Annotated in this window: 25 protein-coding genes; 12 read left to right on the top strand and 13 right to left on the bottom strand. The window is 69.6% G+C overall.

Features of this window, described 5'->3' with window-relative positions; all coding sequences use genetic code 11:
* Positions 1-153 precede the first annotated feature (153 nt).
* Positions 154-306, bottom strand: coding sequence for a hypothetical protein (locus tag AC6CKD_RS33290; RefSeq protein ID WP_498332538.1), 153 nt, complete (start codon positions 304-306; stop codon positions 154-156).
* 782 nt (positions 307-1,088) lie between these two features.
* On the opposite strand from AC6CKD_RS33290, the gene AC6CKD_RS33285 reads away from it, so the two are divergent.
* Both AC6CKD_RS33285 and AC6CKD_RS33280 read left to right on the top strand, forming a co-directional pair.
* A complete protein-coding gene (locus AC6CKD_RS33285) occupies positions 1,089-1,664 on the top strand; it encodes a hypothetical protein (protein WP_498332537.1) in 576 nt (191 codons plus the stop codon).
* On the top strand, positions 1,661-2,158 hold the full coding sequence (locus tag AC6CKD_RS33280) for a helix-turn-helix domain-containing protein (RefSeq protein ID WP_453902364.1): 498 nt from the start codon (positions 1,661-1,663) through the stop codon (positions 2,156-2,158). The genes AC6CKD_RS33285 and AC6CKD_RS33280 overlap by 4 nt, the downstream gene beginning before the upstream one ends.
* A 115-nt stretch (positions 2,159-2,273) precedes the next feature.
* Here the strand turns inward: AC6CKD_RS33280 and AC6CKD_RS33275 are convergent, their stop codons facing one another.
* The 12 genes from AC6CKD_RS33275 to AC6CKD_RS33220 all read right to left on the bottom strand — a co-directional run bounded on the left by AC6CKD_RS33275 (position 2,274) and on the right by AC6CKD_RS33220 (position 11,233).
* Positions 2,274-2,405: a hypothetical protein gene (locus tag AC6CKD_RS33275; RefSeq protein ID WP_498332536.1), complete on the bottom strand. Its 132-nt coding sequence runs from the start codon at positions 2,403-2,405 to the stop codon at positions 2,274-2,276.
* 209 nt (positions 2,406-2,614) lie between these two features.
* A complete protein-coding gene (locus AC6CKD_RS33270) occupies positions 2,615-3,289 on the bottom strand; it encodes a hypothetical protein (protein ID WP_498332535.1) in 675 nt (224 codons plus the stop codon).
* 259 nt (positions 3,290-3,548) lie between these two features.
* On the bottom strand, positions 3,549-4,592 hold the full coding sequence (locus AC6CKD_RS33265) for a hypothetical protein (RefSeq protein ID WP_498332534.1): 1,044 nt from the start codon (positions 4,590-4,592) through the stop codon (positions 3,549-3,551).
* 131 nt (positions 4,593-4,723) lie between these two features.
* A complete protein-coding gene (locus tag AC6CKD_RS33260) occupies positions 4,724-5,137 on the bottom strand; it encodes a hypothetical protein (protein ID WP_498332533.1) in 414 nt (137 codons plus the stop codon).
* A 151-nt stretch (positions 5,138-5,288) separates the two neighbouring features.
* A complete protein-coding gene (locus AC6CKD_RS33255) occupies positions 5,289-5,576 on the bottom strand; it encodes a hypothetical protein (protein WP_498332532.1) in 288 nt (95 codons plus the stop codon).
* Entirely contained in the window at positions 5,569-5,820 is a 252-nt protein-coding gene (locus tag AC6CKD_RS33250) for a hypothetical protein (RefSeq protein WP_498332531.1), read from the bottom strand. Before AC6CKD_RS33250 ends, AC6CKD_RS33255 begins: the two co-directional genes overlap by 8 nt.
* Positions 5,821-5,855: 35 nt before the next feature.
* A complete protein-coding gene (locus AC6CKD_RS33245) occupies positions 5,856-6,335 on the bottom strand; it encodes a hypothetical protein (protein WP_498332530.1) in 480 nt (159 codons plus the stop codon).
* 79 nt (positions 6,336-6,414) lie between these two features.
* Positions 6,415-7,791 (bottom strand): replicative DNA helicase, encoded by a 1,377-nt coding sequence (locus AC6CKD_RS33240; RefSeq protein ID WP_498332529.1) that lies wholly within the window; start codon positions 7,789-7,791, stop codon positions 6,415-6,417.
* Positions 7,792-7,878: 87 nt separating this feature from the next.
* Positions 7,879-8,967, bottom strand: coding sequence for a hypothetical protein (locus tag AC6CKD_RS33235; RefSeq protein WP_498332528.1), 1,089 nt, complete (start codon positions 8,965-8,967; stop codon positions 7,879-7,881).
* Positions 8,968-9,249: 282 nt separating this feature from the next.
* The gene (locus AC6CKD_RS33230; protein ID WP_498332527.1) at positions 9,250-9,567 is read right to left on the bottom strand and encodes a helix-turn-helix domain-containing protein; all 318 of its coding nucleotides are present in this window, start codon (positions 9,565-9,567) and stop codon (positions 9,250-9,252) included.
* Between the two features lie 284 nt (positions 9,568-9,851).
* Positions 9,852-10,400 carry a UTRA domain-containing protein gene (locus tag AC6CKD_RS33225; RefSeq protein WP_498332526.1) on the bottom strand — a complete coding sequence of 183 codons (549 nt, stop codon included), beginning with the start codon at positions 10,398-10,400 and terminating at the stop codon, positions 9,852-9,854.
* 56 nt (positions 10,401-10,456) lie between these two features.
* Entirely contained in the window at positions 10,457-11,233 is a 777-nt protein-coding gene (locus AC6CKD_RS33220; protein ID WP_498332525.1) for a GntR family transcriptional regulator, read from the bottom strand.
* A 1,367-nt stretch (positions 11,234-12,600) separates the two neighbouring features.
* On the opposite strand from AC6CKD_RS33220, the gene AC6CKD_RS33215 reads away from it, so the two are divergent.
* The 10 genes from AC6CKD_RS33215 (at position 12,601) to AC6CKD_RS33170 (ending at position 22,802) form a co-directional block, all read left to right on the top strand.
* Entirely contained in the window at positions 12,601-12,867 is a 267-nt protein-coding gene (locus AC6CKD_RS33215; protein WP_498332524.1) for a hypothetical protein, read from the top strand.
* Positions 12,864-13,001, top strand: coding sequence for a hypothetical protein (locus tag AC6CKD_RS33210; protein ID WP_498332523.1), 138 nt, complete (start codon positions 12,864-12,866; stop codon positions 12,999-13,001). The genes AC6CKD_RS33215 and AC6CKD_RS33210 overlap by 4 nt, the downstream gene beginning before the upstream one ends.
* Complete coding sequence (locus tag AC6CKD_RS33205) at positions 12,994-13,170, top strand: hypothetical protein (protein WP_498332522.1); 177 nt, start codon at positions 12,994-12,996, stop codon at positions 13,168-13,170. Before AC6CKD_RS33210 ends, AC6CKD_RS33205 begins: the two co-directional genes overlap by 8 nt.
* A 129-nt stretch (positions 13,171-13,299) precedes the next feature.
* Entirely contained in the window at positions 13,300-13,809 is a 510-nt protein-coding gene (locus AC6CKD_RS33200; protein WP_498332521.1) for a hypothetical protein, read from the top strand.
* A gap of 171 nt (positions 13,810-13,980) precedes the next feature.
* The gene (locus tag AC6CKD_RS33195) at positions 13,981-16,575 is read left to right on the top strand and encodes a hypothetical protein (protein ID WP_498332520.1); all 2,595 of its coding nucleotides are present in this window, start codon (positions 13,981-13,983) and stop codon (positions 16,573-16,575) included.
* A gap of 241 nt (positions 16,576-16,816) precedes the next feature.
* On the top strand, positions 16,817-17,317 hold the full coding sequence (locus tag AC6CKD_RS33190) for a DUF6197 family protein (protein ID WP_498332519.1): 501 nt from the start codon (positions 16,817-16,819) through the stop codon (positions 17,315-17,317).
* Position 17,318: 1 nt separating this feature from the next.
* The gene (locus tag AC6CKD_RS33185; protein WP_498332518.1) at positions 17,319-17,954 is read left to right on the top strand and encodes a hypothetical protein; all 636 of its coding nucleotides are present in this window, start codon (positions 17,319-17,321) and stop codon (positions 17,952-17,954) included.
* A gap of 897 nt (positions 17,955-18,851) precedes the next feature.
* Entirely contained in the window at positions 18,852-19,958 is a 1,107-nt protein-coding gene (locus tag AC6CKD_RS33180; protein ID WP_498332517.1) for a hypothetical protein, read from the top strand.
* A 21-nt stretch (positions 19,959-19,979) separates the two neighbouring features.
* Positions 19,980-20,360, top strand: coding sequence for a hypothetical protein (locus tag AC6CKD_RS33175; RefSeq protein WP_498332516.1), 381 nt, complete (start codon positions 19,980-19,982; stop codon positions 20,358-20,360).
* Positions 20,361-20,468: 108 nt separating this feature from the next.
* A complete protein-coding gene (locus tag AC6CKD_RS33170; protein ID WP_498332515.1) occupies positions 20,469-22,802 on the top strand; it encodes a hypothetical protein in 2,334 nt (777 codons plus the stop codon).
* Positions 22,803-22,880: the final 78 nt, after the last annotated feature.

Below are 22,880 nucleotides of genomic sequence, written 5' to 3'. Positions count from 1 at the left end.
GCTCTCCGGGGGCAAGTCCCCTGTGCGTCCCCTGCCGTGCCGCGCGTGCCGAGGCGTTCCGCGTCTGAGCGGTCCGGTTCCTGGCGGCGGCGGACAGTTGCGAATCGACTTGCCTGAAGGACTGCGGTCACCCTGAGGGTGCTGCCCGGGGCGTTATCCGTGAACGCGCACGACGGTGACCACGGCGTGTCTCGTGGTTCCCGCCAGGACTTCGACCACCAGGCCCTCGCTCGCCTTCTGGTAGGGCTCGCCGTCCGGGGTGTGGGCCACGGCGCCCTGGCCGGCGGCCCGCAGGAAGAGGGCCACTTACGCGACGAGGGGTGCCCCGCGGGGCAGCACTGTCACCGGGCGAGCAAGTGCAACGGAAAGCGGGAAGTCCACTCGGTCAGCCTGGTCCTGGCTGCCTTGGTCGGCACCCAGGACTAGGCCGGACGGCTTTTGCCCGAGGAGTCCTCAGCCACAGAAAGCCAGCCCCGACGCTCCCGTATGCGGTACCCGGACAGCAATGTGGGCATCAGCCACCCCCCGGACATCAGCCACGCTAATCGTCTTGCTCGCGCTCCTCAGCCCCCACGACGTTTCACGACAATGAGCGCCTGGGTGTCACCTGGGAGCGCGCTCGCGGGCCGCGGAGCGGCTTGTGAGCGCGCGAGCAGCAAACGCCCGCCGGGGGGCGTGGCCCCGGCCGGCGTGCGGGGCCGGGACCCCGCGAACCTCAGGACCCATGGCGCAGCAGATTGCCGTGTTGCTCAGCCTGACCCCGTAGTTGCAGGCTCGGGGTGGTTCTGGCCGAGGCCATGGGTATTCCCTTCCCCTGGCTTGCCTCGGTGCCTGACGGTCCTGCCCGCAGGACCGATGGTTGGGAAGGGTCCGCTCCTCTTACAGAAGAGAACCAGGCGCGTCGTGGCGCTGACCTGCTGGTTTCTGAGCTGGAGCATTCCACCTGGCGGAATACTCGCCGCGTGGAGCAAGCCTTGAATATTCCGCTAGCGGCATAGGTGCAGCCCGTCAACATCCGCGCCGCCGTGAACGCAAATCTTGCCTGGTTCGCTAAGATTGGAGTACGGAACAAGGTAGAGGAGCAGTACGTGGCCAACCCCGCGCGGCGCCGAAATACTGCGGTGCCGCCTCTCAAACGGTCCCCCCAGGCGATGCCGACGGTCGCACCCGCGCCCGCCGCCCCGCTGACGGTTCCTGACCGGGCGAAGGCCATGGTCGAGACGCTCGATCGGCTCTCACAAGCCGGTGGTGTCGTCAGCTTCGACAGGCCCAAGCGCTCCTATGGCTTCCCTTCCGGCCAGCACATCAACCTGGACCTGGATCTGTGGATGGCCCGCCACCGCTTCAAGCTCTCCCCGGTGGCTGACAGGCTGTTTACGTTTCTCGTCGGCACGCACAACGAGGACGGCCAAGTTGAGGGGACCCAGACACAGCTTGCCGTTGAGCTGGAGTGCTCGCAGGGGTCGGTAAGCAAGGCGATCAAGCAGCTCGACAGCAAGAATCTGGCATGGCGCGTGCCAGCCACGAAGAAGAAGCTCCAGCTCAACCCTCTTGCCAGCTACCGTTTTCGCAGCGACAAGCATCACGGCCTGCTGCACCGCATGAGTGACGAGCTCAAGGACCGGAAGATCGAGATCCCGAAACCGGGAAGGCGGACTTCATGACCAACTACGACACCGAGCACGACCAGCCGGTGCGTGAAAGCGGTTACCGGCACCCTGACTTCTTCGAGCACATGGCGGACGCCGGCCTGACCAAGACCGGCTGGCGAGTGTGGAACATACTGCAGAGCCGCCAGGAATACGGCGGCCAGGTGCGCATCCGGCAACGGGACATTGCCGAGCGGCTCAGGGCCACCGAATCCGCCGTTTCCCGCGCACTGGATGAGCTCAAGGACCGCGGCCTGGTCCACCCCCAGGGGACGAAGCGGGGCGTCATCGTCCTGCACCCGCTGTTCGCGATGTACGAGTCCGCTGCACATATGGCGAACGCCTTCGCCGACCCACAGCTGTACGTCTGGCCCATCCACTTCCCGGACCAGACGATCCGCCGCCGCGCCTCCGACCCGAGGACGGGTACGGACTTCGATCCCGACCCCGGCGGCGGGGAGGAAGCTCCGATGCCGGTAGCAGCACCGAAGCTGAGACTCGCTGGCTGACTGTCCGCGAAAGGCGGGCCCCAGAGTACGGGGCCCGCCTTTCGTTTGCCGAGGCGCTTCTCTCTTACACGCTGGAGTGCGGGCCCCAGCTGGGGCCCGCACTCCAGCACGCGGCCTACTGGGCGCGGCGGTCGCGCTGGTTGGGGACCCCCTTCCGGGTGGTCGGCTCGGAGGCCTTGCGCTGGCCCGGGACGGTGGGGATGGCGCGGTCGTTGTCGCGGGCGTTGTCGTGCGCGTTGCGGTCCATTGAGGGGCCCTTCCGTTGGTTCGACTGACGGGTGCGGAGGCGGGTACCGACCGCCTTCCGACAAGAAAAACATTACGGCAAAAACGGACATTCAGGGAGGATTTCGCACGGCGCGTCGCAATGGGACGACCGGCTCGCCCGGGGCAGGGGAGGACGGACCCAATCGCCGTTGTCGCCCAGCGAGGAGCGGGGCGGCAACGGCGGCAGGCTCAGGCCGAGTCGGCTCCGTAATCGCGGGCGGCCGCGAGTAGGCGCTGAGCGGTGCGCTCTCCGACGCCGTACTGCTCTGCGATCTCGGCGGCCGTGGCCGGCTGAGCGTCTCGCCCGGCAGCGAGGGCGAGTCCGGCGGCGATCTCGGCGACGCGGGGGTCCGGTTGGCGCCGGGGAGCCTTGTCCTTCGAGCCCAGCGGGCGGCCGGCCCCGGTGAGGTGCGGTTGGTGGCGCTGATCGCCCGCGCTAAGCCGGGCTTCAAGGTCCGCCCGGCGGTACCAGGTGCGGCCGTGCCGCTGGACGACGGTCAGGTATCCGCCCGTGCCGTAGTCCCGGACGGTGGAGGCCCTCGTCTCCAGCACGGCCGCGGCCTCCTGGTCGGTGAGGAGGTCGTCCGGGTGCTCCTCCCCCGGCGGCACCGCCGGGGGCCACGAACCTCCGCCGTCCGCACCGGCGGTCACGCCCTGATCCTGCTGCGCGGGGGGCCACGCGGCGCCAGCGAGGTAGGCGCGGACCTGTTCCTCGTCGTAGAGGCGAAGGCGCCCGCCTTCGTTGACCAGCGGCACTTGGGCGCGCAGGGACTCGCCCTCGTTGCGCTGCCAGGTCTTGAGGTTGACCTCCTTCTCGGCGGCGATGTCGGCTTCGGTCAGGGCGGGTCGGCCGCGCGGGATCACGTGGTGCTCCTGTAGTTCGTGCGAGGCCGCGTACGGCCTGTGGAAAGGGGCGCTGTGGATAGACTGCCGGACATGTCGCGCTCCCTTCGTGGAGATGCTGACGGGTGGGGGCCAGTGGGTACCGCCGTCTCCTCACGGAGTCGGACCGCTGGCCCCCGAACGCTTTCCGGACGGACGCCGCGGCGGCCCGGACCCCGCACGAACACGCAGCGGCGCCCCGGGCCTTCTCCCGGGGCGCCGCTGCGTGTCTGTGGCCTGCTCACGCCGCCTTGGCCGCGACGTCCTCCGCCGTGGTGCGCGATGCCCGGATGGCAGCGAAGCGCGCCCCTTCGACCTGGCTGCGGAAGCGGTCCTCCGCCATGTCGGCGATTTGCCAGTCAGTCAGGCGGAATCGGGCGGCAGCCGCCGCGTAGTGGGCCGCGACCGCTCCGGCGACGGTGTCGAGGGCGCGCAGGTCCACGTCCTCCACCAGCGTCGGCTCCGGCACTCCGAAGCTCACGTCCCGCTGTCGCTCCGCCAGGAGCAGCAGCGCCCGCTCCAGGACGTCGGAGGCGTGGTGCCATCCGTCGGCGTAGTGGAGGAGGGCAACGACCGCCTCCACCACGTGGCCTACGAGGAGCAGCGGGCCGCCGACGGCGAGGGGGTTCCCGCCTCGCTCCCACTGAGCGGACGGGTCCGTCTGGCAGGTGAGGCACTCGACCAGGGATCCGGCGTAGTCCGCCGGATCCGCGTCCTCGTCGGGAACGCGGACCTCCCTGCCGTCGCCGTCGCCGACCGCGAGGTCGTGGCCGTCGTGCTCAGCGAGGACGTCCTCAATCCGGCGGCCGTGGCGGACGGCAGCCAGGTGGCCAAGGAGGATCTTCTCGCCGCGCGCGGCGTCGCGGGCCCCCGCGTCAGGGTTCTCGACCACCGCGTGCGCCTCGAAGTCGTGCTCGACGTCCCACTCAGCCCGGTCGCCCAGCGGATTGAGGGCCAGCCTCCACCAGCCCCCCGACTCGCGGGCGAGGGCCGGGTGTCGCGTCTCCTGCCCGACGAGGTTCTCCAGCTCTGCGCCCAGTTCGTCCCAGGGCAGCCAGGGGGTGTTCACCCAGTCCTCCAGGTCAAAGTCGGGCCCGTGCTCCGCGAGGACGTACCCACGTCCGACGCGGCGGACCATGCGGAGATGGCAGGCCTCTCCTGCCTCGTCGATCCGGAAGAGGAGGTGCGTACCCTCAGTCGGGCAATCGCTCCAGATGCTCGCGGCGTGTTCGGCGATGAGGCCGATTGAGGCAGTGACGGGGGTGTCTTCGCCGGTGAAGGCCATGGCGTCTCCTTGATGCTGACGGGTTGTCCTCTGCCGGAGGGGTGGGTACCGACCACCCTCCCGACATGGAAAATATTACGGCAAGGAGAGACAGCAGGGCTATGTCCGACCGTTCAAGTCACCCGGACGGACTACTGGTGCAGACGTCGGCTCGACCAGGCCGCCGGAAGGCCGTCCCCGCCCCGCCACACCAAGTACACGAAGGGGCGCGCTGTCCGCGCGGACACCTCGCCCGCCGTCCCGGCCTGCCCGCACCACACGGCCAGCGTCTCGGCGGTCCGGCCCGTGTCGCCGTCGTCCCCCGCTTCCAGGTGCAGGCACCCGGGCACCCGGGTCGCCTTCGTGAGGGTGCCGCGTACCTCCCAGCCGCCGGCCGCCTGCGGGCCGACCACGAGATCGGCCGCTCCGGCATCCTCCGCGTTCCCGGCCACCAGGCGCAGTTCGTACGGCGCGCCAGTCGGGGCGGCCCCTGCCGGGGAGGCAAGTCCGCACACCGCGAAGAAGGTGACAAGGCCGGCCGCAGCGCGGGCGACGGTGGGGTTCATCAAGGTCTCCTGTCCGGCCGCTCTCAGTCGACGGCCCAGATCTTGATCAACCTGGCCCGCCGACCGGCGGGCACGGCCCCGGCAGGGTGACCGCGTACACCGTCGCGTGACGGCAAAGGGCCCGGCGCGAAGGCCGGGCCCCAAGGGGTGTTCAGAACACCAGGACGTGCGTGATGACGATCTGCGGCGGGTCATCGTCGCGGCTGATGACGTACTCGGCGATCCCGAGTTCGCCCTCAGCTCCGAGTGCGAGGCGGCGCTGTTGCGGGCGCCGCGGTGATGCGGTGCTCCCCGGCACGATGCCGCCCATCTCGCCGATGGTGACCATCGCGGCCACGATCGCGCCGAAGACATCGGGCGGCAGCGACGGGTCCATCATCAGCTGGGAGACGTTCTCGGACAGCACGCAGGGCAGACCTTCGTCGTACGGGTCAGTCAACGGTCAGTCCTGCCGCCCGGCGCCGCGCAAGTAGGTCGTCCAGCGAGACGGTGGGCACCGTGCCGGCCAGCACCGCGTCGGCCCGCGCGTCGGCTTCCGGATCGGTGTCGAGCATCGCCTCGCCCCACCAGCGCAGAAGCACACCCTTGGCCTGCTCCGGGGCGGCCGCCAGGAGTTCGCGGTAGAACTCCATCCGCTGCGCCCCGGACAGGGCGGCCGCGATCCCCTCCGCATTGCGCGGCACACGCTCGGGCTCGTGTTGGTGTATCGGTTGCGCGGTCATCGCCCGCCCCTTTCCGTCTGCCCCGAGTCTGCCTTGTCGGCATGGCTGCGGTCGACCGTCTGCCCGGGAATGCCTGTCTGACGCTCGGTCGCAAAGTACGTGCTGGCGGCGGCGTCGGTGTGCGCGTTGATATCCGCGAGCACTCCGGCGAGCCGGTAGATGGCTCCCTTATCCGGGTCACCCGAGTAGGTCACCTTCAAGACTTCATCGACGGAACGGAGTGCGTGATAGACGCTGAAGTGCCCGGGGCTGCGGGTGCAGCCCTTGAAGGTGCCGCGGTCGAGCTGTCCGAGCGCGCGGCGGACCAGTTCGAGTTTCGCCACGTCCACGGTCGGGCGCTCGGTGGCGCGCTGGGCCTTGATGACGGTGTCCAGGATGCGGCGCATCGCGGGGTAGACAGGGTTCCAGTGGTCGGAGACGCGCTGGGCCAGGTCCTCGCCGATGAACCGCGTACGCACGCTGTCGGTGGTGATCACGGTGATCTCCTTCTTCACAGATGTGGGATCCGCTGGATGGCCCCGGCCGTGGCCACAGCCACGGCCGGGACCGAATTCATCAGCTGGCGTCGGCAGCCCAGCTGTCAATGCGCATGTAGTGCTTCCTCACCGACATGGGCAGAACCCGACCGGACGTCCCCTGCCTGTTTTTGGCGATGATGAGGTCGACCTCGCCCGGCTTCACCGGCTGGTCGTTCTCGTCACGCTCTTCGTGGAGCAGGAGCACGACGTTGGAGTCCTGCTCGATCGCGCTGCTCTCCTTGAAGTCCGAGAGCAGCGGGCGCCGGCCGACGGCGCCGCGGTTGAACTGGGACAGGGCCACGACCGGTGTATCGAACTCCATCGCGATCACCTTCAGGCCCCGGGAAAGCGCGGCGACTTCCTGCGCGCGAACGGAGCTGGGGGTGTCCGGGGTGAGGAGCTGGAGGTAGTCCACGAGGATGAGGGCCGGTCCGTTGCCCTGTGCCCACATGGTGCGGATGCGGGCCCGCAGTCGGGAAAGGGTCAGGCCCGCCGTGTCGTCCAGGACGAAGTTCTTCGCGTTCTCCATGCGGCTTGAGACCTTGGCCAGCTTCTTCCAGTCGCCTTCTTCGAGCTGGCGCTTGTTCAGCCGGTCCATCGGGATCAAGGCCTCGGAGGAGGTGAGCCGGGCCAGGATCTCGTTGCCGCCCATCTCCATGCTCGCCACCAGGACGGGCTTCGCGAGGCGCAGGGCCACGTGAGCACCCCAGTTGAGCATCAGGAGCGTCTTGCCACCGCCGGTGGTGGCGCCGACGGTAATGAGCATCGGGCCGGAGACCGTGACCAGTTCGTCCAGGTCGGGCCACGGGGTCGAGAGCGCCTTCGGGTCGGCTCCGGCTTCGAGCTGGTCGATGAAGCTCTCCCAGCGGTCCGAGACGGAGAGCTTCGCCGCTTCGGGCGCGCCGCTGACCAGGCTCTGGAGCGAGGCCGTGGTCGCTGCGACGGCCTCTCCCGTGGTCACGGTCTCGGAGTAACCCATCTGCATGAGGCGCATGCCCTCGGAGACCAGACGCCTGCTCTCGAACTTCTCCTTGACGATCTCGGCGTAGTGCCACCCGTTGGCGGCCGTGGGCACCGACTGCACGAGGATGTGGAGGTACGGAGCCCCGCCGATCTTGGTGATCTCTCCCCGGCTGGCGAGCTCTCGGCCGAGGACGATCGGGTCGATCGTGATGCCCTTGCCGTAGAGGTCGTAAATGGCTCGGAAGACGGTTTCGTGGGAAGGGCGGAAGAACTCGTGGCCCTTGAGGATCGCGATGACCTCGACGATGGCGGCCTTCGAGACGATCATGGCGCCCAGCACGCACTGCTCGGCCTCCACATCGTGCGGGAGTTCCCGTTCGAGCGGGCTGGCGCTCCGGAAGGTGTCGGGTACGGACGCCTTGTCGTCAGCGGCGACGGCGGGTGAGATCATGGGCGTGCTCTCTTCCTATCTGGGTTGAGCAGCGACGCGGCGGCCGGGTTCTTAGCGGGAATCGGCCGCCGCTCGCGTTTTCGGTGGTCAGCTGGCGACAGAGACCTTGATGCAGGGGCAGCGCTCGCCCACCGTGTCGGTCCAGCCAGACCCGTAGCAGGTCTTGCAGTCCAGGGCGGGAAGGCCAGCGGTGCCCTCGTGCCTCTGACCCGGTACTGCACGCACACGCTTCTTCGTCCGGTGCCGAGGCAGATCCTTGATCCGCGTAGACAGCACCGACGGGTAGCTGCGGATCGGCGGACCGCTCTCGTCCGTCAGCAGCTCGATGAGCTCCTCATCAAGAGCCCACCCCTGAGTCTCGATCGCCTCAGCAAGCAGGGGCGCGAGCTTACGAGCAGTAGGACGACCCGCACTCCACGGCCGAGGTAGGTCCTGCAAGAACTCGTACGCCTCCGCGATCGCCTCACCCGACGGCTTCCCGTCGACGGAGTCGACACCCGCCTCCCCCTCCTGCGCCGCAGGTGCCTGCTGGGGTACCTGGGACACGAGGGGGTAGGGGGAGGGGGTTACCACCCCCTCCGGGGGGTGTGGGGGGTGGCCTGCCCACCCGTTGGAAACCGCAGTGTCGGCCTGACCTGCACTTCCGTTGGAATCCGACCCGGCGGAATCCAACGGAAGCCTGTTCGACCCGTTGGATTCCGCCGGGTCGATCTGACCTGCACATCCGTTGGAAATCGACAGGGGTGTAATCGAACGAACCGATGCATCCGTTGAAAACCCACGAGTCGACCTGACCTGCGGCGATACACCACCGATGGTGCGTGCGTGATCAGGGTTGTTGGCGGGGTTCCGGTAGACCATGAACGCCCAGCGCGGGCGCTTGGTCTTGGGGTCATAGCCCACTTGGTCGTGGCGAACGTGGCCGGCCTTCTTGAGTCGTCCCATGACGCCGCGCAGGCGACTGTCGCCCATCTTCCAACCGGTCGCCTGGAACTCCTTCGACAGCGCGTCCATGCTCGATGGTTGGTTCGGGTCACGGAGCAGCAGGCGGATCAGGACGCCATAGTCTTCCGGCTGCAGACCGGGAGCGTGCGCGAGGCGGTGGGAGACGACGACTTCCTCGGGCGGCTCCCAAGCTGTCTGGACGGTCGTCGCGGCGAACTCGCCGGAGGTCATCCCCTTCATCGCGCCCCTGCCGAGGCAGCGGCGCGGTGGTTCATGCGGTGCAACGTAGGTTCCTTGTCCGCTGTGTGGTGATGACCACCCGCGCGGACTGTCGATTGCTCTACTGCACCCTTGACGGATCTTTGTAGAGTAGACAGCGGCGCGTGGGGCTGCTCGGCTGGAACCGGGCGGCGTGCCTCACAGCTCTTTGTAGGGCCCCACTCGGTGTCTGGCGAGACCGTGGCGAGTGGGAGACGGTGGCCCGGGGCGTTCACGTCCCGGGCTGCTGGCTTTTCAGGCGACGAGAACGCCGTTCCTGACGGGAAGCCCCTTGGCGGAGCGGATCATCTCTACGCGCTCGCGATTCAGCTTCGCCAGGGCCTCAGTCGGGCCCGTGAGCAGGCTGGATGGGGCGATTCGCCAGTGGTCGGCGAGGCGCCCGAGGTCAGCGAGAGTCCAGGCGCTCGTGCCCTTCTGTCGCCTGCTGACCGTGTCCGTTGTTAGCCCTACTGCGGCTCCCAGCTCGGTCCACGTCTCCCCGGTGACGTTGAGGATTGCGGCGACGCTTCCACGGACCAGCCCCTCGACCTGGTGTGCGGAGTTCTTTCGCACTGCCCCTCCTTCCATTCGATCTGCGGTCTGACACGACGTTTCGTCGTGTTGAACTGGAATCTAGCGGATCAAGGAGTATATGGCGCAACACCCTGGTCGGCGTGTCGCGTTCCGACCAGGGCCGATGCTGGTCAGCTTCACCCGTTCGGCTGCTCCAACTCGCTGAGGGCGCCTCGTTGACGGGAGGGAGGCCGTGATCTCAGGGTGATGGGGCGGCCGTTGGGCAGATCGCCGGCAAGCGCCTTCGGGCCCCCGCCGCTTGCCGCGGCGGGGGCCCGTGTCTGCTAGCTCAGTGGTACGTCGTAGCGCAGCGTCCAGCCTGGGGCGAGGGTATGCACGCTGACCTCGACCACGCGCCCGTCCTCGGTGCGGCCGGTGTGAATGATGGTCAGCAGGTCCTGGCCCTCCTCGACCCCGAACGCCTCGGCCTGCGCGGTCGTGGCCGGGCGTAGCGTGACGTCTTCGACGACCTTGGCCTGGGCGAGCCCGGCGTCGGCCATGCGGTTGATGATCCCGCCCTGGCCGGTGTCCTGCTCTGCGACCGCCGGGGCGGCTTCGACCACGAACGCCGGGATGTACGTGTCGCAGAACTGGACCAGGCGGTCGTCGGAGAACATCCGGCGAGCGCGGACGACGACGTCGCCGCCGCCCAGCTCGGCGACGTCGTCCGGGGCCTGGACGCGGCTGACGGTGACCTCGGCGCGAGGGGTCTTGCCGCTGGCGCGGGTCTCGACCTCGAACGCGCCGTGCGCCCCGTCCTGGGCGCGGTTGCGGTAACGGGACCGGGCGTCGCGCAGGATCGTCCCGTCCTCGCTGATGGTGTTGCTGGCCATGCGGTCGCTCTCCTCGGTTGGGTGGGAAGGTCAGCGGTGGGTCCGCCGGCCTATGGTCAGTTGATGTCGGCGTCCAGCGCCCACTTGTAAGTCAGAGACCACAGGTGCGCGGGCTGCACGTGGATGGTGACCTCGACGGCGCGTCCCTCGGCGGTCCGGCCGACGTGGGTCAGCTCGATGACTCGCTGGTCCTCCGTCATGCCGAGGATCTCGGCCTCGTCCGGCTCAGGGACACGCACGATCATGGTCTCGGTGATCTCGGTCTGCTTGAAGCCCATCTCGCCCAGCCGGGAGATCGATCCACCGAGGCCGGTGTCGGATCCTTCGATCGCGGATCCTTCCACGATCTCCAGCGGCAGGTATGACGTCGCGATCTGCACGGGGGCTCGGTCGGCGTACATCTTGCGGGCGCGCATCAGGACCGACACCTCGTCCGCGCTGACACTCAGGATCTCGGCGACGCGCGGAGGCGCGGGAACGTGGTCCGTGGTGGCGTGAGTCTCAGGCTCCATACCCAGGGCGCGGATCTCGGCGTCGAACGCTCCGCGGTTCTGTCCTGACTCGCGACGGGCGCGGGCATAGCGACCGGTCCGATCGGACTGGATGCGGGCCGTTATGCGGCTGACGTAGGTCGCCTTCTTGTGCTTGTAGACCAAGCCTTCGGACTCCAGCAGACGGATTGCCTGGCCGATGGTCGCGCGGTTGAAGCCGAGGACCTCTGCGAGGTCGACATCGGCCGGGAGGCGGCTGCCGGCCGCGTAGTCGCTGCTGCTGATGGAGTCCCTAATCCGGTCGGCAGCTTGCCGGAACGCGGGACGTGTAGATCGGGCCATGCCCGCACTTTAGCCCGACTGCATTGCATCCGCCTAGGCGTGACGGTGCATTCATCGAAGTTGTGTTGCAGTCCTTGACATTGCAATGCAATCTCGGCTGTACTCGGGTGTGCCAACGACGATCTCTCGTAGGGGAGTTGGTCGAACGGCATTCGAATGCCCCTTGCCTGGTTAGTGGCATCGGCCAGCTGACCAGGTCAGATTCAGCCGCTCAACATCAGCACCACCGCAAGACCGCAGCAGTCACCGTTCCTCGGAGCGGCCGGGGTCGATAGCTCGATCAAATCCCCCGGTCAGTGACTCCTGCGGCGCACGACGCAGCGCCGACGCGCTGTCTGTCCGACAGGAATCCGGAGCCTTCCGGCCTGCCGGGCAGAGAGAGCCCGCGACGCTCCTTTCCCCTCCGCACAACGCGAGGAGTCACCGTGTCTGCACCCACTCAGCCGGCTGTTGCCAAAAAGCGCCCCACCCGAACCCGCACCACCCGAGTCAGCGCTCGACCCGCTGTCGCGATCTCCACCCTCAAGCCGCACCACGTCGACCTCAGGCCCGACTTCATCTCCTTGGTCTGCCCCGACTGCGAGCGTTGGTCCGCCGTCACTGGTGCCCAGGGCGCCGCACCGAAGTTGGTCCCCCACCACGCCGCTCGTGCGGGTGCTCCGGGCCAGCACCGCTGCCCGGGGAGCAATCGACTCGTTCTCCTGGACCTCACGATCGCCCAGTGGACGGAGCGCACGACCGACGCGAACACTGACGCCGGGGCGCGCCGCACCACGAAGGTCTTGCGCAAGCCCAAGACGCCGCCTGCGCCGCCGGTAAGCCGCATGGTCCCCGCCCAGCTGAACGCCGAGTCGGCGCGGCAGGCCTATACCGCTCACCGAAGCCGATGCTCGGCCTGCACCGGCCGCGCGCACTGCACGGATGGTGAACGATTGGGCGCCATCTTCGTGCGGTTGACCCGACAGGAGCCGCTCCGCCGTCAGGCCGAGGAGCTGCTCGAAATCCGTGCGGCCGAGGCTGAGAGCCGTCGGATTCGTCAGCTCCCCCGGAAGCGCGCCGCTGAATGGGCGGCGGTCGTTCCGCAGGTTAGGCGGGCTGACGCCCAGCGAGAGCAGCGTCCCGCCGGAGACTCACCGACCGATGGTCCCAGCGTGCAGGTACAGAGGGTTTGCCCGCCGCGCTGACTCGTACCACGCCAACGAACACTCACGGCCGCCGCCGCCCCGGAAACGGAGCGGCGGCGGCCGTGGCTGCTCGAACGCAGCTCGCTCCCTGGCAGGGGAGCGAAGAGGCAGCTCCAAGGAGTAGGGATCCCCGGGGCTGCCACAGCAGGTCACCTTCCTGAGAGGACGACCCACATGCAGATCATGGCACGCGCAACGAACCCGCCCGCGCCCCAGGCCGGGATCTACGACGACATGGAACGCGACGACAACAAGCGCGGCTTCGAGCGGGACGAGACCGACGCCAACAAGGCGCTCGGCCAGCTCCTGCGCCGCATCGCCAACGAGCACGACCACCGGATTCAGCCGGGGCGCCGGGCACGCCGGACCTTGGCCGAGATGGCCCCGGACTACAAGCGCCAGCCGATCCTGCGTCTCCACCCGGTCTCCGGCACGGAGGTGGCCCGATGACCGCCCTCGAACAGGCCAAGGCCGCCGCCAAGGCAGCAGCTGACGCGGCCAACCACGCCGCCGCGGCACGCCGTACAGCCGAAGCCCAGCTCCGCCGGCATGGAGAGGCCAAGGCGGTCGGCTCGCGTGGCTGACGAGCTGTACACGCGGTACATGGCGGCCGCCGCCGAGCAGCGCCATCACGCGAGCACCTGCAAGTCCTGCTCGATGTACGACCGGTGCGCGGACGGGCAGCGCCTCTACGCCGACTTCGCGAAGCACCAGGACGACTACAGCACGCACCTCGCCGCGAAGCGGCGCTGACCGGACCGCTACCAGTCCAGCACCCCCGAGCCCGGTGGGCTCCGGGGTGCTGTGGCTGTGGCCGCCCGGCCCAGGCAGCCGGCACACCGCGCCGGGTGCCTGCTCAACTGATTCGACCAGGAGACCGCGATGACCACGACGAACTACCTCAGCTCCGCCGGGACTGCGACCCGCACCGCTGCCCGGCTCATTGCCCTCGGCGCCTCCGAGGACGTTCACTATCGGGCGTCCCGTCTGGCGGGTCTGCGCCGCCAGGTCGCCGAACTGGCGCCGCGACCGGACAGCACGCCGGAGATCCACGCTGACTTGGCTGCGGCGCACAGCCTGCTCGACGAGGCCGCCGACCTGCTGGACGGGGGAGCGTCCGGCGAGGAGCTCGCCGTGATCGCCCGCCTGCTGGACGCCGCCACCGAGTTGGTGGCCTGCGCCCGGATGCTCTGCAGCGCGGCCTTGAACGAACGCCTCGACCGGCAGGCGGCCGACCGGGGAACGCCCGTCGCTCGCCCGGTCCGCACCCCGGACGAGCTTGCCTCCGAGGAGGCCGAGGAGGTCCGCCAGCTGGTACGCGTCGGTGTCGCCGAGCTGCTCCGGCTGCTGCCGGGGCTGCGCCGCTTCAAGCGCGACCGCGCCAACAGCTGACGGCTTCCCGGCAGCGGGTCGTGGCTCCTTCCCCCCTGCGAGTCAGCCTCCGGGCCCCCGGCATTCGACCTGCCGGGGGCCCGGAGGCCTTGTCACGACCCTACCGACCGACGCCTGATCCGCGGCGCCTCCTTCCTTACGGAGCGCCGGAAAACAGAGAGGACCCCCCCCGTGGCCACCAAGACCTCCACCCGGCGCAAGCGCCCAGCGGCACAGTCCCGCGCCACCGGGCGCGGCAAGGCGTCGGCGCCGGCTCCCATCACTCCGCAGGCCGCCGCCCCGGACGAGACCACCGCCGGGAAGCCGCCGATCGTGCACCCGGAGTTCAACGCGCTGCTGGCCGACGCCGCCGACCGCGCCGCCGACCTCCGGGACCTGGCAGCCGACGATGTCGCGCGGACCCTCGCCGACGGCGAGGCACGTGCAACCGCGCTGCTGGACGGCGCCCGCACCGAGGCGGCCTCGATCGCCGAGGCTGCCACTGCGGAGCAGTCCCGCCTGCTGGCCGTCGCCGCGACGGACGCCGACCAGGTCCGTACGGAGGCCGCCACCGCTGCGGCCGCCGACGCCGACCAGTGCCGGGCCGCCGCCGAAGAGACGACGATGCAACTGCTCGCCGACGCGCGCTGCGAGGCCGACACCGTCACGAAGACGGCGGCAGACGAGGCCGACCAGGTCCTGGCAGACGCCAAGACGGCCGCCGAGCAGCTGCTCGCCGATGCCCGCCGGCAGGCGGATGAGATCGCCGTCACGGCGGCCGGGGCGGCGGAGCAGGTCCGCACCGAGGCAGCGCAGGCCGCCGCGAAGCTCCTCGCCGACGCGGAGAGCGCACGCACCGAGCTGGTGGCCAGCGCGGAGCGAATGGCGCTGGAAACCTGCACCCGTGCCTCCGCCGACGCCGAAGTGCTCCTGGAGCGGGTGCGGGGCGAGGCCGCCCGGCTGCGTGAGAGCGCGGACGCCCAGGCCGCGCAGGTGAAGGCCGGGGCGGAGAAGGCGGCTTCCGAGCTTCGTGAGGACGCCGCCCGCGAGCGGGAGGCGTCCCGTGTGGACGCGGCGCGTACGCGGACGCTGGCCAAGGAGGACATCGGCCGGCTGCGGGCGACGGCGGCCGAGGACGCCGAGCGGCTGACCCGCACCGCCCGCGAGGAGGCCGACCGCATCCTCGCGGGCGCCCGCACCAAGCAGGACGCAGACCTCGCGGAAGCCGAGCAGGCGCTGGCGCAGGCCCGGCTGCGGGAAGCGGACGCGCAGGTCACGCTGAAGGCCGCCGACGACATGGTGGCCGAGGCCGCTGCCCGGATGAAGCGTGCCACCAACCGCACCGAGCAGGCACTGGAGCGCAAGCGGCTCAAGCGCCAGGCCCGTGAGGAGCGCCGGGACGCGGAGGAGGTCCGCAAGGCGAAGGCCCGGGAGCTGCGGGCGGCGGACCGCGCCGGGAAGCCGGCCGTGACCGACCGCGTGAAGCAGTTCGTGAAGGTGAACGCGGAGCGCCTGATGGTGATTGGTCCGATCACCGCTCCGATGGCCGTCGCGTGGACGGGGCAGGCCGGGTTCGCCGAGGACATCCTCGGCTGGGTCGTCCCCTTCACGATCCTGTTCGCCGCCGCGTGGGAGTTGTCGACGGCGTTCGTGGGCTGGATGTACCACCAGGCCCGCCAGGGCGGCGACGCCGGAACCCTTTACCGGGTCTCCACGTGGATCTTCGCTCTGGGCGCTGCGGCCATGAACTTCTGGCACGCCTCTGGTGAGCCGGTGGCCGGCAGCCGGTCCTGGGACGCGGAGGCCCAGAAGTGGACGGAGCAGATGACCTACTGGAACTTCACCCCGAAGGCCGTCGCTTTCGCCGCCATGAGCATCGTGGGGATGGTGCTGTGGGAGCTGTACGCCTCCCTGATCCACCGCCGCAAGCTCCGTGAGGACGGCAGGGTCGCCAAGGCGCGGCCCTCGATCGGAGCGGTCCGATGGGTCCGCTACCCGGTCCACTCCTTCACCGCCTGGTCCCTCGCGATCACCGACCCGCGCCTGACCACGCTGGACCGGGCCTGGACCGCGGCGCGCGCGGACCTCGCGGACCGCAAGGCGGTCCGGACCGGTCTGGCCCTGCACCGGGTCGTCGTCCCCCGCGTCGCGGCTGACGATCACGGACCGGCCGCCATCCCCACCATCCTCACCCTGGCCCGCACGGACCGGCACGGACCGCTTGAAGTCCCCGTTTCGGTCCGCCCGGTCCAGCACGGCGAGTACGCGGTCCGGTCCGGTCCGGCTGAACGGAACGCGGTCCACGGCCCGGTCCGGACCGCAGGAGCCACGGACCGGACCGGCGGACCGGCGCTTGCACTGGAGGACGGTTCCGCCGGTCCGGCCGGTCCGGCCGGACCACAGGGTGCTGACCGGCTGACCGGGTCCGGTCCGGACCGGAGCTCGCGGACCGTGCTCGCTTCCCAGGGCCCGGCGATCGGGCGCGGGGTGACGGTCTGGACCGCCGACGCCGCCCCCGGACCGCAGGATTCGGACCGCACCGGACCGGCCAACCAGGAGGCACTGAACGAGGTCGACGGTCCGGACCTGCGCGAGGGCGTCGGTCCGGACTACACCGTCATCACGCTCACAGCCCTGGAGCGGACCGCGCTGGACCGGCTCCGGACCGGTAACGAGCCGCTGAACCGGAACAACATCGCCAGGGCGGTCCGGACCGAGGGCGGCACCATCGCCACGGACCGCGCCGGACAGATCGCCGTCGCCCTTAAGCAGTACGCGGACCGCTGACCGGTCCGCACACGCGTCGCCCTGCCGCTCATGGTCGCCCCCGGTCCGCGCTCACGCCCTTGAGCGTGAGCGCGGACCGGTGACGGCCACGGCCGACAGGCCGCTCGCCCGCGCCCGCCCCGAGCGGACCGCGGCCGATCACCCTGTGCCGAGCACAACCCCGGCCCCGCGGACATGCCTCGGGGCACGGCCGCATGAACCCCCTCCCCATCGCCCGATGTACGCAAGGAAGGAGCGCAGCATGGCACCCACGGCGCCAACGTCTGAGGGCTTCACCCGCACGACTTCGCCGGCGCCCCCGCTGGCACCCCCCGCGAATATCCCGCCCGCCCTGAAGATCTGGGCGCCCGACCCCCCGACCTGGGGACAGCGCCTGATCCCCCGTGGGATCCGGTCCGCGATGGCTGACCTGGCGCTTTGGCAGGAGCCGCGCCCGTTGCGGCCGTCGTACCACCTCATCCAGGTCATCGAAGTTCTCACCCGCTACGGCTGGTGCCAGAGCTTCGATTTCTCCCCCACCGGCCGCATGTGCGTCAGGGGTGCCCAGACCTTTCTGGAATCCACCGGGCATGTGACCAAAATCGACCGGGAAAAGGCCGTCAATTACCTACAGGACCAGCTGGCGCGCCAGGGAATGAATATTCGGTTCTGGGAATGGAACGACCTTCCCCACAACACCTTCCGGGGTGTGGAGGCCATGATTTCGGCGGCCTCTGACCTGGCGCGCAAGAACGGAGATTGAAATGACACCGGAAGAACAGAAGCTGTTCGAAGGAATTCAGGCCGGAATGGCGGCAGGAATGGCCTTCGGGAGTAGCGAGTCGGATTCCTCTCCGTACGCCGACGAGGGGCCGTACGGAACCCCGGTCGCACAGTACAAGAAGGCCGGTCTGACCCGCCGTGGAAAGGTCGCCATCGCAGTGGTCGGGGTGGCACTCATCGGGGGTGGAACCATTTGGTTCCAGGCCCATTCGGCGGCCGTCGCGAAGGACGAGAAGGAGGCCGCCGCCCTCCAGATCCAGATGAAGAAGCTGGAGCTGGAGGAAATGAGGATCCGGAACGAGCAGGCCAGCACCGACAAGAAGGCCGCCACCGCCTCCGCCGAAAAGATCCAGGCGGCCGTCGACAAGTGCGTGAAGGACTCCTCCGCCCTGACCGGCCAGGGGTACGCAGCGCCCCCGAGGAGCGCCGTCGTGGCGGACTGCAAGCAGCAGTACGAGACCACCGACGGGTTCGGCATGCAGGCCGCGGGCAGCGCCCAGGACGCCGGGAACGCGGGGGGCGGTGGGATCAACTCCCCCGCCCTGCTGGGTCTCGTCGCCGGTGGCGGCCTGGTCATCGCGGTGTTCGCGCGCAAGGGCAAGAAGGCCGACGCATAGTCACGCACGGTGATTAATTACTCCCTCCCTCCTGGCGGAGAGCACCGCAATCAGCCTCCCGAGGTCCGGCTGATCGGCTGCTCTCCGCTGGGAGGTAAGGAGTAAGGAACCACCGACGACACGGAGAGTGAGGAAATCATGGCGACCGATACGGCGCCCCCGGTCCCTGCAGGACCCCTCGATCCGCCCGCTGCGCCGACCGCCAGCACCGCGCCGGCACCTGCCGCGGACACCGGCATCATGGCCGCCCTGATGGCCGCAGTGGAGCCCGCCCGACCGGTCACCGCGACCGGCGCCGGGGCCAGGCCGAACGGTGACGATCCGGCCGCGAAGGCGGACCCCGACGGAGTGGTGGACCGCTCCTCCCCGGGCGTCACCAGCGAGTCGTTCAAGGCCCCGGATGACCTGACCGGGGCCGGATCCGACGCGGCCGGTACCCGGTACAAGGAGGGCGTATTCAAAACGCTGATCCGGGCGGGCGCGACCCGCTGGGCAAAGGGCGGCGGGACAGCGAACAAGCGCCTCGACCTGGAGAAAGCCAGGGCCAGTTCGCACCAGGTGAAAGAGGCCCGGACCACCACGGTCATGAATTCGCCCGGACTTCCCACCCGAAACGGCTCCGGAGGGGCCGGTGGAGGGAGCCGTAATTCCGGTGGAAGTAGTGGTGGAAATTCGGGCCGGAATTCCACTGGGAGCGGCTCCACGGGTACCGGACGCGGCGGAAGAGGCGGCGTCACCGGAGGTGGCGGGGGCGGGTCGTCCGGCGCAAATGGGAGCGGTGGAACCGGCAGTGGGCGCGGCACCAGCGGAAACGGTGGCGGCGGTTCACTGAAGGACACCAGCCCCAAGGGAGCGAAGGACTCCGGGAGTAAGGGGAAGGACGGCTCCTCGGGGAACGTGGGATCCGGCGGAAAGGCTGGCAAGGACGGAAAGGCCGGTGCCTCCGGAAGTGGCGGCGGATCGACGTCGGGCGGCTCGTCCGGCGGTAATTCCGGAACCTCGAAGGACAAGGCCGACACGGGCAGGGGCTCGAAGGTCGACCTGAAGAAGGACGGCGGCGGCCAGGGCTCGGGCGGCTCCTCCGGGAGCGGCGGCGGGTCCGGCTCGCGCGGTGGCTCCGGGAGCAGCGGCGGGTCCGGCGCGCGCGGCTCCTCCGGGAGCGGCGGCGGACCCGGTTCGAGCGGTGGCTCCGGCAAGAACGGCGCGGCCGGCGACAGCTCGAAGGGGCCCGATAACCGGACCCCGCTCCAGCGTTCGCGGGAGGTCGGTCACGGCGACGGCTCCGCGGTCAGCAACGCGGTCGACCACGTGAAGGCGTACGCGCAGGGCACCAAGGACGGCTACCAGGACAAGAAGGAGCAGAACGGCAAGGAGCACGCCCGGCTGGACAAGGCGCGCACCGACCACAAGGCGAAGCAGCAGGACCCGAAGCGGGACGACCCGAAGCAGGGGACGACGGTGACCGGGCCCGAAGGCCGGACGATCGTCATCGCCCCGCCGGACGAAGGAGACGACGGAGTGAGCACGGACGTAAAGCCCCTGCTGGTCAAGCAGATCGACGCGAACACGCTGAGCTTGGGCACGGACGGTGCCCGCTCGATCAGCCGGAAGGAGCTCAGGAACTTCAAGCAGTACGAACGCAAGCTGTCGGCCAAGGAAACCCACCTGATCAAGGTGGCCGACGCTTGCAAGTCGCTTGAGGCCGCGGCGGAGGACGAGGCGAAGGACTGCCAGGAACTGGCCGACCAGGCGAAGGCCGTCAAAGGCGGGGAGAAGCTGGCCGCGAAGCTGAGCAAGCTGGCCGACGCGGCGAAGGCCCAGGCCACGGAGGCCGCCGAGCTCCACAAGCGTGCGAAGCGAGCGGCGGAGATGTGCCGGGTCGTCCTGACCAACATCGGGACCCGGTACGCGCCGCTCTACAAGGCGGTCGTGGACAGCGACGAGACGAAGCCGGCCGAGCTGCGGTTCTACAACGACAAGGGCTCCTACGCGCCCGCCGCGTAGCACCAGGGGAGGCAGAAGATCATGGCGGAACTGACGTACAAGGTCCTGGTCAAGAAGACCGAGGCTAAGGAGAAGGCCCTGGCCCGCAACGCGGAGGGCGTGAAGAGGGCCGCGGACAACATCAAGGAACTGGCCGACGACACCGCCTCCGACGCTGACGCGCTGGGCGCCAAGAGCGTGGACCGCGACTCCCTGGCGGAGTGCCAGGAGCTGGCGAAGGTCATCCGCGGTGTGTCGGATGCCGCGATCGACTACGCGTCGAAGACGTCCGACACCGCGAAGGCCGCGAAGGCGGCAGGCGACCAGGCCCGCACGACCCACGCCGGGTTCCAGGAAGCCTTCGACCGCTCCGACGTGACGGACCTGGACAAGGTCTCGCGCGACTGGTTCGAGCAGGAATAGCAGCACCCAGCACCACCCACCGCCGGCGCGGCCGGCCCCGGGGATCACACCCAGCGGGCCGGCCGCGCCTTTGCGGATCCCCCAGAACCCAGACAGGAGCAGCCCACGATGTCCACCCTCACCACGACCGTGCCGAACGCGAAGCCCGCGGAGCGCGCCGCCGCGGCGCTCCAGATCGCCCTCCCCGTCGGCGTGGGCATCCTGGCGCCCTTCCTGGACCCGAACGCTGCGACCTACGTCGGGATCGGCTTCGTAGCCGGCGCGACGTTCGCCGGCGCCAACTACATGAACCGCCTGGGCCGCTGGGCGAACCAGCTCCCCGGGATCGACATCGCGCGGGCGCACCGCGACACCATGGGGATCTCCACGATCACCACCGGGATGGGCCTGGCCCTGGGCCAGTTGGGCGGAGCCGAGGCGTCCGAAGCGCTGATGGCCGGTGTCTTCGAGCCGACCACCGTTCCCGGGATCCTGTCGCTGGGCTGGTGGGCCGCAGTCGGGTTCACCGGCTGGCGCCTGCGCCGCGTCTTCGGCAGGCAGAAGATCAAGGTGGAGCAGGCGCAGCCGACAGCGCAGGCCGTCCCCGCTAACACCGGCGCCCCCGGCCCGGTGTCCCTGGCCGACAAGATGATCGCGGCCTGGGGGCGCGTGATCAGCGACCCGAAGAGCGGACGCCACCGCAACCAGGTCCTCTCTGACGTCGTGATTTACGCGGACCGCTGGGAGGGACGGATCACCGCGGCTCTGGGCGACTCCGTGAACGTGGCGAAGGAGACCGTCTCCAGCCTCTTCGGCCGGTCGGTCGGCGACATCACCATGAAGTACGGCGCGCACTCCGGGGAAGCGTTCATCACCGTCTGGTACACCCAGCGCGCGGAGCTGGACCCCTCCACCCTCCAGGGCGCCTGGAAGCGAGTCCAGGCCCGGGTCCTGCCCAAGACCCACCTGGAAGAGGTCGGCAAGGACGAGAACACGGGCGGCCAGGTGGCGCGCGTCGTGGCCGACGACGACCTGGACGCACTCCCCCGCGTCGTCAACCTCGGTGAGCTGGCCGGAGCGCTGCGCCGCTCCATCGACCTCGTCTCCTACGAGCCGGGACGACGCGATCCCCGCCGCGCGATCATCCGCGTCATGGACCACAACCCCTTGGAGGCCGGCCATGACTTCCAGGGCCTGGACTCGCTGAAGGCCACCCCGGGCGGCTGGGTCAACATCGGGAAGATCGTGAGCGGGTTCCCCGCGCGGATCCAGCTCTTCGACCCGAAGCTGGGCGCCCTCCACGTCGTGATCGCCGGTACCACCGGCTCCGGAAAGGGAGGCACGGGCCAGATGATCAGCCTGGCCTACCACGCCAACAGGATGGCCCAGATCTACGGCGACCCCAAGGGAGCGTCCAACCCCGCGATCCCCAAGATGGCCTCCTACAGCGGCCTGACGAACATCGGCGCCCTCGGCGCCATGCGGATCTCCTGGTGGGTCCTCCAGCACCGGATCGAAGAGGCCGCCCGCCTGGACCTGAAGAACTTCGAGCCGTCCGCGTTCAGGCCGTACTGCGCCACGATCCTGGACGAGGCCGCCCAGATGCTGGCCCCGGGAGCACCGAACCGCAAGGAAGCCATCAAGATCGTCAAGGACGGTGCCTCCCTGACCCGCTCCCTGGGCATGCCCTGGGTCCTGATCAACCAGACCGTCAACCTCGACCAGCTCGGCGGAGAGCAGGCGATCCGCGCCAACCTCCTGGCCGGCGGCACCTGGATCATCCTGCGCACCGACAGCGACCAGGTGAACCTGGGCGACCTTCCCGACGGCTTCGAGGGCCTGGATCCCTCGCTGATCCCGGCGGTATGGGTGGAGGAGGACGACGCGCTGGTCTACGACCCGACCATGGCCGAGTCGGATCCGCGCCGCACCTTCGGACTCGGGTACGTCGCCGCGCCCGGCGGACGCGCCGGAATGATGCGGATCGACACCCTGGAGGACGCCACCGCGCACATCCGGCCGGAGAACATCATGGCCCCGGTCGACGTGCCCTGGTGGGGCGACCAGGCGCACATGGAGGAGCTGGCCCAGACCCCCATTCCCGGCTTCGAGGAGAAGGACGGCGAAGGCGGCACCGGCACGGCGGGAACCTCGTTCGCCGGCGTTGACCTCCCGAAGGCCAAGGAGCTGACCTCGGAGGAGAAAGTGCTGGCCGCCCTCCGTGACGAGTCCGACCCCATGTACGTCGACATGCTCGACCAGGGCGACGACATCGACCCCGACGACATCGACTACGTGGAACGAGGCCAGCTGCAGACCGCCTCCGGAGTCCCGGAGTCGACCTTCGCGAACGTGCTGAACAAGCTGGAGAAGAAGGGGGAGATCCACCGGATCAAGGAGGGGAAAACCTCGAAGGTCGCCCTGGGCAGCCGACCGGAAGAGGCGCGCGGCGAGGACGCCTGACCGAACGGCGCGCTCCCCGCCGGGAGCGCGCCGTTCCGGTTCCTACGCCCACCGCCCTATCCCGGCGGGCGGGCCCAG

It is taken from the genome of Streptomyces sp. GQ60, from assembly GCF_059758875.1.
Note: the sequence above shows the minus strand (reverse complement) of the source record. Positions and strands in the feature narration are given on the sequence as shown.

What these genes read in the sequence shown, in the direction of transcription:
- AC6CKD_RS33280 (WP_453902364.1), top strand. Translation starts at nt 1,661, where the DNA reads ATGACCAACTACGACACCGAGCACGACCAGCCGGTGCGTGAAAGCGGT.
- AC6CKD_RS33275 (WP_498332536.1), bottom strand. Translation starts at nt 2,405, where the DNA reads ATGGACCGCAACGCGCACGACAACGCCCGCGACAACGACCGCGCCATC.
- AC6CKD_RS33265 (WP_498332534.1), bottom strand. Translation starts at nt 4,592, where the DNA reads ATGGCCTTCACCGGCGAAGACACCCCCGTCACTGCCTCAATCGGCCTC.
- AC6CKD_RS33260 (WP_498332533.1), bottom strand. Translation starts at nt 5,137, where the DNA reads ATGAACCCCACCGTCGCCCGCGCTGCGGCCGGCCTTGTCACCTTCTTC.
- AC6CKD_RS33240 (WP_498332529.1), bottom strand. Translation starts at nt 7,791, where the DNA reads ATGATCTCACCCGCCGTCGCCGCTGACGACAAGGCGTCCGTACCCGAC.
- AC6CKD_RS33235 (WP_498332528.1), bottom strand. Translation starts at nt 8,967, where the DNA reads ATGACCTCCGGCGAGTTCGCCGCGACGACCGTCCAGACAGCTTGGGAG.
- AC6CKD_RS33225 (WP_498332526.1), bottom strand. Translation starts at nt 10,400, where the DNA reads ATGGCCAGCAACACCATCAGCGAGGACGGGACGATCCTGCGCGACGCC.
- AC6CKD_RS33220 (WP_498332525.1), bottom strand. Translation starts at nt 11,233, where the DNA reads ATGGCCCGATCTACACGTCCCGCGTTCCGGCAAGCTGCCGACCGGATT.
- AC6CKD_RS33215 (WP_498332524.1), top strand. Translation starts at nt 12,601, where the DNA reads ATGGCACGCGCAACGAACCCGCCCGCGCCCCAGGCCGGGATCTACGAC.
- AC6CKD_RS33210 (WP_498332523.1), top strand. Translation starts at nt 12,864, where the DNA reads ATGACCGCCCTCGAACAGGCCAAGGCCGCCGCCAAGGCAGCAGCTGAC.
- AC6CKD_RS33200 (WP_498332521.1), top strand. Translation starts at nt 13,300, where the DNA reads ATGACCACGACGAACTACCTCAGCTCCGCCGGGACTGCGACCCGCACC.
- AC6CKD_RS33190 (WP_498332519.1), top strand. Translation starts at nt 16,817, where the DNA reads ATGGCACCCACGGCGCCAACGTCTGAGGGCTTCACCCGCACGACTTCG.
- AC6CKD_RS33185 (WP_498332518.1), top strand. Translation starts at nt 17,319, where the DNA reads ATGACACCGGAAGAACAGAAGCTGTTCGAAGGAATTCAGGCCGGAATG.
- AC6CKD_RS33175 (WP_498332516.1), top strand. Translation starts at nt 19,980, where the DNA reads ATGGCGGAACTGACGTACAAGGTCCTGGTCAAGAAGACCGAGGCTAAG.
- AC6CKD_RS33170 (WP_498332515.1), top strand. Translation starts at nt 20,469, where the DNA reads ATGTCCACCCTCACCACGACCGTGCCGAACGCGAAGCCCGCGGAGCGC.